The organism is Paraburkholderia sp. UCT2 (assembly GCF_014397665.1).
In the GTDB taxonomy this organism is placed as follows: domain Bacteria; phylum Pseudomonadota; class Gammaproteobacteria; order Burkholderiales; family Burkholderiaceae; genus Paraburkholderia; species Paraburkholderia tuberum.
Genome location: NZ_VZQO01000088.1, coordinates 1 through 8,255 on the forward strand (window position 1 = coordinate 1; position 8,255 = coordinate 8,255).

An 8,255-nucleotide genomic window follows, 5' to 3' on the forward strand; every position below is an offset into this window, starting at 1 on the left:
CGCTGCGTCATGCTCCTTGCGAATACGTCGAGTATTCGCGGCGTCGCAATCCTTGCGAGCGGCCCTTCTCGCGGCAACGCACGTGCGTTCCATATGTAAACAGACCCTAGCCGCTCATCAACCTATCCGTTCATCCGCTCGTGCCACATGACGCCTAACGCCTCGCTGCGCCCTCGCCTCGTCGCGCTCTACGCGGTGCTGCTCGCCGCCAACCTCGGCGCATGGCTGTGGGCGCTAATCGCGTTTCGCCACTACCCGCTGCTGCTCGGCACCGCGCTGCTCGCGTATGGCTTCGGTCTGCGTCATGCGGTCGACGCCGACCACATCGCGGCGATCGACGCCGTTACGCGCAAGCTGATGCAAACCGGCATGCGACCGGTCGGGATCGGGCTCGCGTTTTCGCTCGGCCATTCGACGATCGTGATCGCGGCGACGATCGGCATCGCCTGGACCACGCATTCGCTGAATGGGCGCTTCGAAAGCTTCAAGGAAGTTGGTGGCACGCTCGGGACACTGGTTTCCGCGTCGTTCCTGCTGGTGCTCGCGGCGGTCAATCTCGTGGTCCTGCGCGACGTGTGGCGCCGCTACCGGCACACGCAACGCGGCGACGTTGCGAGCACAGCGTCAGCCGATGCGCTCGCCCCAGCCGGGCTGCTGTCGCGCGCATTGCGGCCGCTGTTTCGGCTGGTCACGAAAAGCTGGCACATGTATCCGGTCGGCGTGCTGTTCGGGCTCGGCTTCGACACCGCGACCGAGGTCGGCCTGCTCGCGATCGCTGCGTCGCAGGCCAGCACTGGCCTGCCGCTCTATTCGATCCTCGTGTTCCCGGCGCTCTTCACGGCCGGCATGACGCTTGTCGATTCGACCGACAACGTGCTGATGGTGCACGCGTACGGCTGGGCGATGGACGACCCGAAGCGCAAGCTTTACTACAACGCGAGCATCACGTTCGTGTCGGCGATGGTCGCGATCGTGATTGGCGGCGTCGAGGCGCTGGGGCTGCTGTCGGATCGCTTCGGCTGGAGCGGCGGGGTGTCGGATGCGATCGTCGGAATCAACGATCATTTCGGCGCGCTCGGCTATGCGATCGTCGCGGCCTTCATGGCGTGCTGGATCGGCTCGGTGCTGTTTCATCGCTGGAGACGGCCGGATACGGCGGCACGATAAGTGGCCTGGCCTACCGAGAAACCGATCTACACCGTAGGTTTCTTTGAGAGTTCCACCTTGTGGAGTTCGAAACCGCATTTCGCACCGTGTCGCTCCGCCAATCCGTCCACAATCGCGGCCGCCCCTCGCGAGCACGCGTCCGGTAACCGTTGTGACGACGACACACCGCGCGTCATTTATCGGCCGATCGACTAGCGCGGCGCGCCCCCGGTGCGCCAGAGCCGCGAGCAATCGCTTACACTGAGACCGCTCTGCACAGCGTTGCCCTTTCGCGATAGCGGCCCCACCACATCCCATCGCCCATCGGAAGGCGCGCTGCCCCTCGCGCCGTCGCGCGGCTCGCGCGACGCCTCCGAACCAGCAACAGAACGGGTTGGACACGCCATCGATGAAAACGCCAGCGGACCGATTTCTCGCACCTGACGCATTGGACGCAGCCCGCCTCACAGCCGACGCCTACGGCAACCACGCTCTCGACGAGTTTGTCGCCGGCCGCATCACGCGCCGCGAGCTGCTACGACATGCGAGCATGATCGGTCTGTCGCTCGCGGGTGGCGGCCTGCTCGGCGCGCCGCGAGCGCGGGCGCAAGGTGCACCGCCCACGTCGAACCAGACGATCCGCGTCGCGCATCTGACGCCGGCGGGCGCCGTCGATCCGCTGACGGTGACGGACGCCGCGAGTCTCGCGCTGCTGAACCAGACCGGCGAATTCCTGATCGACGACGACGGCGAGAAGCTGATGCTGAAGCCCGCGCTCGCGCTGTCGTGGAAGCCGAACGACAAGGGCGACGTGTGGACCTTCAAGTTGCGCCCCAACGTGAAATTCCACGACGGCCAGAGCTTCGGCGCGAAAGATGTAGTCGCGACCTTCGACCGTCTCGCCGATCCCGCGAGCGGCTCGGCCGCGCTATCGGTACTAAAGGGCGTGCTGTCGAAAGGCGGCGCGAAGGTCGTCGATGGACACACGGTGGAGTTTCATCTCGACGCGCCGACCGGCAATTTCCCGTACTACGTTTCCTCGGATAATTACAACGCGGTGATCCTGCCCGCGAACTTCGCGGGCAACTACGAAAAGAGTTTCATCGGCACGGGTCCGTTCAAATTCGAAAAGTATCAGCCGAAGGTTGGCGCGTCGTTCGTGCGCAATCCCGACTACTGGGGCGAAAAAGCGTTACCGCAACGCGTACAGTTTTCGTTCTACGCCGACGAGCAGGCTCAACTGCTCGCGTTGCAAGGCCATCAGGCCGATGTGATGGGCACGTTCACCGTGCAGGGCGGCGCGGCCATCCTGAACAATCCGGACTACAAGGCGGTCGGCGTCAAGTCGAGCGCGCACCGCCAGATTCACATGCGCAACGACAGCCCGCTCTTCAAGGACAAGCGCGTGCGTCAGGCACTCGCGTTGTCGCTCGATCGCGACGTGATCGTGCGCGGTCTCTTCAAGGGTCGCGCACAACTCGGCAACGACAGCCCGTTCGCGCCGGTGTTTCCATCGTCGGATGCGGGCGTGCCGCAACGCAAGATCGACGTCGCGAAGGCGAAGCAGCTGCTCGCGCAGGCCGGCGTGCCGAACGGTTTCGACGTTACGCTGACCACCGAAAAATACATGGAGATCCCCGACCTCGCGGTCGTCGTGCAGAACGCCGCGAAGGCGATCGGCGTGCGCATCAATCTGAAGGTCGAGAGCCAATCGCTCTACTACGGCGCGGGCACGCCGGGCAAATCCGACTGGCTCGACTCGCCGCTCGGCATCACCGATTACGGCCATCGCGGCGTGCCGAACGTGTTCCTCAACGCGACGCTGACGAGCAACGGCACATGGAACGCCGCGCACTTCAAAAATCCGCAATACGATCAACTGGTCGCGCAGTTCGTCGCGGCGATCGATCTCGCCACGCAAAAGAAAATCTCCGGGCAGATCCAGACTCTACTGCTCGACGAAACGCCGCTGATCATCCCGTTCTTCTACGATCAGCTGATCGCGATGCGCAAGGGCGTGAACGGCGTGCGCTTCACTGCGCTCGCGCAACTGTATTTCGATCGCGCGACGCTCAGCGCGTAAGCAGCGCGCGGTCCGCCTCGCTTTTCGCAGGAGAACTCACGATGTCGGCTCCGGCGCCCTCTCCCGCCTCGAATACATCGCGTATGCCGCGCGCGACGAACGGCAATGCGGGCCGCGTCGCGCGTTTTCTCGCGACGCGCGCGGGTCTTTCGCTGATCACGCTGTGGCTGCTGTCGGTGATCGTGTTCGCGGGCGGCCAGCTGCTGCCCGGCGATATCGGCCGCGCGGTGCTCGGGCCGCTCGCCGATGCGCGCGCGGTCGCCGCGCTCGATCATCAGCTCGGCGCCGACCGGCCGCTGCTCACGCAATACATCGACTGGATCACGCATTTCGTGCGCGGCAACATGGGGCTGTCGTACGCGTATCGCGAACCGGTCAGGCCGTTCATCGCCGATGCGCTCGGACATTCGGCAAAGCTCGGCCTGCTCGCGTTCATCGTCGTCGTGCCGCTCGGCATCGCAGGCGGCGTGTGGTCGGCGATGCATGCGGGGCGCTGGCTCGATCGCACGATCAGCATCGCCGGTTTGTCGGCGACCGTGGTGCCGGAGTTCGTGTCGTCGATCGTGCTGATTCTCGTGTTCGGCGTGTGGCTGCGCTGGCTGCCCATCGAGGCCTCATCTCCGCCCGATGCGAGCGTGCTCGAACAGCTGCGGCATCTGGTGCTGCCGGTGCTGCCGCTCGTCCTCGTGTTCTTCGGCTACATCGCGCGAATGGCACGCGCGGGCACCGTCGAAGCGCTCGACGCCGACTACACGCGCACCGCGATCCTCAAGGGCCTGCCGCGCCGCGTCGTGATCTGGCGGCACGTGCTGCGCAATGCACTGCTGCCGACGATCACCGTCGCCGCCACCCAACTCGGCTACATGATCGGCGGACTCGTGGTGGTCGAGACGCTGTTCCACTACCAGGGCATCGGCTCGCTGATTTACAACGCCGCCAAGGCGAAGGATTTTCCAATGCTCGAAGCGGGCGTACTGACGATCGGCGTCGTCTATACGCTCGCGAATCTGGTCGCCGATGCGCTGCACGTGCTGCTCAATCCGCGACTGCGGGTGAGGACCGCCGAATGAATACGACCGTGCCGCCGGCTTCATCGACGCCACCAGGCTCGCCCGCGCCCGGCGCACCGGGCTCCGAGCCGCGTTTCCCGCGCTTCCTCCTGCTGCTCGGTTCGCCGACCTTCATCGTGGGCGCGCTGATCGTCGCGTGGTGGATCGTCTGCGCGATCGCCGGGCCGTGGTTCGTGCATCTCGATCCGTACGCGTCAGATCCGCTCAATTCGCTGACGCCGCCCGATCGCACGCACTGGTTCGGCACCGATCAGCTCGGCCGCGACGTATTCTCGCGCGTGATCGTCGGCGCGCGCGACATCCTGACAATCGCGCCGCTCGCGACCCTGCTCGGCACCGCGGCGGGCACCGCGCTCGGCCTGGTGGTCGGCTACTTCGACGGCTGGGTCGACGACGTGATCGGCCGCATGATCGACGCGGTGCTCGCGCTGCCGCTCGTGATCGTCGCGCTGCTCGCGCTCGCCGCGGTCGGTGCGTCGAACTTCACGGTGATTCTCGTGATCGGCACCACCTTCACGCCGATAACAGCCCGCACCGTGCGCGCCGCCGTGTTCGCAGAGCGGCATCTCGACTATGTGGCCGCCGCGCAGCTGCGCGGCGAACGCGCGCCGTACATCATGTTCGCGGAGATCCTGCCGAACGTGCTGCCGCCGATCGTCGTCGAAGCAACGGTGCGGCTCGGCTATGCGATCTTCGCGGTCGCGACGCTGTCGTTCCTCGGCTTCGGCATCCAGCCGCCGTCGGCCGACTGGGGGCTCGCGCTGTCCGAGTCGTACACGTTGATGGCGGGCGGCGCGTGGTGGACCGTCGTGTTTGCGGCGGGCGCGATCGCGTCACTGGTGGTCGGCGTCAATCTGATCGCCGACGGCGTGCAGGGAGTGCTCGACCAATGAACGGCCCACCGCCCTCCTCGTTCGCCGCGTTCGACGTGTCGAAAAGCGATCGCACCGATGCGCTGACCGTGGTCGGCCTGACGGTCACCTACCGGATCCGCGGACGCGATCGCGAAGTGCTGCAGGACGTATCGTTTCGCGTGCGACGCGGCGAGGCGTATGGGCTCGTCGGCGAATCCGGTTGCGGCAAGTCGACCGTGGCAATGGCGACGCTGCGCTATCTGCCACGCAATGGCAAGGTGAAGGCCGGCAAGATCGTAATCGCCGGTGAGGACGTGCAGAAGCTGGGTGCCGACGCGCTGCGCAGCATGCGTGCGACGACCGTCTCGATGGTCTACCAGGACCCGGGGCGCGCACTGAATCCATCGCTGACGATCGCCCGTCAGGTTTCCGAAGCATTCGAGGCGGCCGGCGTCGCGCGCGACGAGGCGCTGCAACGCACGCTCGAGATACTCAAACGCGTCCGCATCGCGGCGCCCGAGCGCGTGATGAACAGCTATCCGCATCAATTGTCGGGCGGCATGCAGCAGCGCGTCGTGATCGCGATGGCGCTCGCGTCGAACCCCGCGCTGCTGATTCTCGACGAACCGACTACCGGCCTCGATGCGACCGTCGAAGCGGAAGTGCTCGACCTCGTCGCACGGTTGCGCGAGGAACTCGGCACCGCGGTGCTGTTCATCAGCCACAACCTCGCGGTGATCGGCCGCATGTGCGAACGCGTCGGCGTGCTGTACGCGGGCAAGCTGGTCGAGGAAGGCGCGACCCAGGACGTGTTCGCGCGGCCGCGTCATCCGTACACGGTCGGGTTGCTGCGCTGCCTGCCGACGGCCGGACGCAGCAAGGACAGCGAGCGGCTCGATACGATCGCGGGCGGCCTGCCTCTGCCGGGCTCGATCACGCAGGGCTGCATCTATGCGGAGCGCTGCCGTCTCGCCGACGAGCGCTGCCGCCGCGACGCGCCGCCGCCCTATCGCCTCGGCGCCCGGCATGGCGATCAGATGGCGCGCTGCCACTATCACGAGCGTGCGATCGAACTGCCGCGTGCGACATCGAGCGCGGCGCCGGTGGCGGCCGCATCATCCAACGCGGCGCCGCGCGCGCCCTCTGGGCCGGTCTTGCGCGCCCGGAACCTGTCGAAAACATTCCACGTATCGGGCGTCCCGCTGCGCGCGGTCGACGACGTGTCGCTCGAACTCGCGAGCGGCGAGACGCTCGGCCTCGTCGGCGAATCGGGCAGCGGCAAGACAACGCTCGCGCGACTACTGCTCGGCCTGATCGCACCCGATGCCGGCAGCGCGCTCGAACTCGACGGCGCCCCGCTCGCCGCGCGCGTCACGCGACGCAGCGACGAGCAGCTGAAATCGCTGCAGATCGTGTTCCAGAATCCGGACTCGGCGCTCAATCGCGCGCATTCCGTCAAGCGGCTGATCGGCCGTGCGCTCGCGCGCTTCACCGCGCTGCGCGGGCCCGAGATCGACGTACGGCTCGCCACGCTGACGGACGCCGTGCGGCTGCCCGAGCGCTATCTGGACGCACGTTCACGCCAGCTTTCGGGTGGGCTCAAGCAGCGCGTCGCGATTGCGCGCGCGTTCGCCGGCGAACCACGCGTCGTCGTGTGCGATGAGCCGACTTCATCGCTCGACGTGTCGGTGCAGGCCGCGATTCTGAACCTGCTCGCCGATCTGCAGCGCGAGCGCGGCGTCAGCTACGTATTCATCTCGCACGATCTGCACGTGGTCCGCTATGTGTCGGATCGCATCGCGGTGCTCTACCTCGGCCGGCTGCTCGAAATCGGCCCGGCGGCGGCCGTGTTCGATGGACCGCAGCATCCCTATACCGAGGCGCTGCTGTCCGCCGTGCCGACGCTGCCGGGCGACGGCGCGTGCGGCGAGGTGCATCAACGTACGCGTATCCGTCTCACCGGCGAGTTGCCCGGGCCCGGCGCGATGCCGTCGGGCTGCGTGTTTCACACGCGCTGTCCGCGCAAGCTCGGCGCGATCTGCGAGCAACAGGACCCGCCGTTTCTCGACGCGGACGGCGCCGCCGATCCGTCTTCCGCGCACCGGATTCGCTGTCATATTCCGGTCGCCACACTTCGCGAGCTGCAAAGCGAGCCGCGCGACGACAACGCGAGCGGCCCGACGTATGGCGGCAACTCCGACGATGCGTCGGAAAACGCCAGCTAGCGTCGACTCGAACCTCATCGACGCACACCGCCCCTCTTAACGAATCCCGCGTCGGAACACGCTTCTGCGTCCGCGCGTTTCATCGTCGCAACGTTTTGAGGCGTTTTTCCGGCGTGCGCATCGCACATCCCGATATCGCCCGTGTCGCTTCAAGGCTTTGCGACGCGTGGCATGGATATCGCTAAATTAGCGGCCAGAGATTCGAAGCCAAACCGGGCGCGCAACGCCGCGCATATCCGCACGACGAGCGTCACCACGCGATGGCGCGACCTCGCGCAATCAGCACGGCAGCGACGCACGGACAACTTCGACACAACGGATCGGGGGTTCGACAAGCCCCGCGTGCAGACAGGTCGGCCGGCGCTGGGGCAGCTCGCGAAGGCGGCAGCGAGGTACCGTCCTTCGCTCTGGAGACGCGCGATGAAGACCGGAAAATCAGATCACTACTACTGTGCAATGATGCGCGGCGCGGTGGTCCTCGCGATGGTCGCGGTGTTGGCGGGGGGGACCGCGTACGGAGCGTCGACGGACGTGATCCCTCGCTGGATTGTGCTGGCCGACGCGTTGCGGGCGCAACCCGGCGATTCAACGCCGCTGCTGCTCGCGCAGAACGACGGCGCGGCGACCGGCGCCGAGGCTGGCACGGCCACAGCCGCCGACGACGCCGCCTCGGTGTTCGCGCCGGCCGGCTGCGGCGGGCTCGGCGGTCCGGGCTGCGGGCGGCTCGGCGGCGGCAGTGGCAACGGCAGCGGTAATGGCGGCGCGGCGGGTTCGAGCAATAGCGGTGCTGGCGCAAGCGGCAACAGCGGCGCCGGGGCGGGGGGTTCAGGGAGCGGAAGTGGGAGTGGCGGTAAGGGAAATAGCGGTAGTGGTGGCG

At 66.8% G+C, this 8,255-nt stretch carries 5 protein-coding genes and 1 pseudogene; all 6 read left to right on the top strand.

Annotated features, from left to right (window positions below):
- Positions 1 to 147 precede the first annotated feature (147 nt).
- Positions 148 to 1,167: a HoxN/HupN/NixA family nickel/cobalt transporter gene (locus tag F6X39_RS35325; protein ID WP_187620039.1), complete on the top strand. Its 1,020-nt coding sequence runs from the start codon at positions 148 to 150 to the stop codon at positions 1,165 to 1,167.
- 388 nt (positions 1,168 to 1,555) lie between these two features.
- Entirely contained in the window at positions 1,556 to 3,229 is a 1,674-nt protein-coding gene (locus tag F6X39_RS35330) for an ABC transporter substrate-binding protein (protein WP_187620040.1), read from the top strand.
- Between the two features lie 41 nt (positions 3,230 to 3,270).
- Complete coding sequence (locus F6X39_RS35335) at positions 3,271 to 4,299, top strand: ABC transporter permease (RefSeq protein WP_262414927.1); 1,029 nt, start codon at positions 3,271 to 3,273, stop codon at positions 4,297 to 4,299.
- The gene (locus tag F6X39_RS35340) at positions 4,296 to 5,192 is read left to right on the top strand and encodes an ABC transporter permease (RefSeq protein ID WP_187620041.1); all 897 of its coding nucleotides are present in this window, start codon (positions 4,296 to 4,298) and stop codon (positions 5,190 to 5,192) included. Before F6X39_RS35335 ends, F6X39_RS35340 begins: the two co-directional genes overlap by 4 nt.
- Positions 5,189 to 7,378 (top strand): ABC transporter ATP-binding protein, encoded by a 2,190-nt coding sequence (locus F6X39_RS35345; protein ID WP_187620042.1) that lies wholly within the window; start codon positions 5,189 to 5,191, stop codon positions 7,376 to 7,378. Before F6X39_RS35340 ends, F6X39_RS35345 begins: the two co-directional genes overlap by 4 nt.
- 420 nt (positions 7,379 to 7,798) lie before the next feature.
- Positions 7,799 to 8,255, top strand: a pseudogene (locus F6X39_RS35350) (hypothetical protein); the annotation flags it as partial.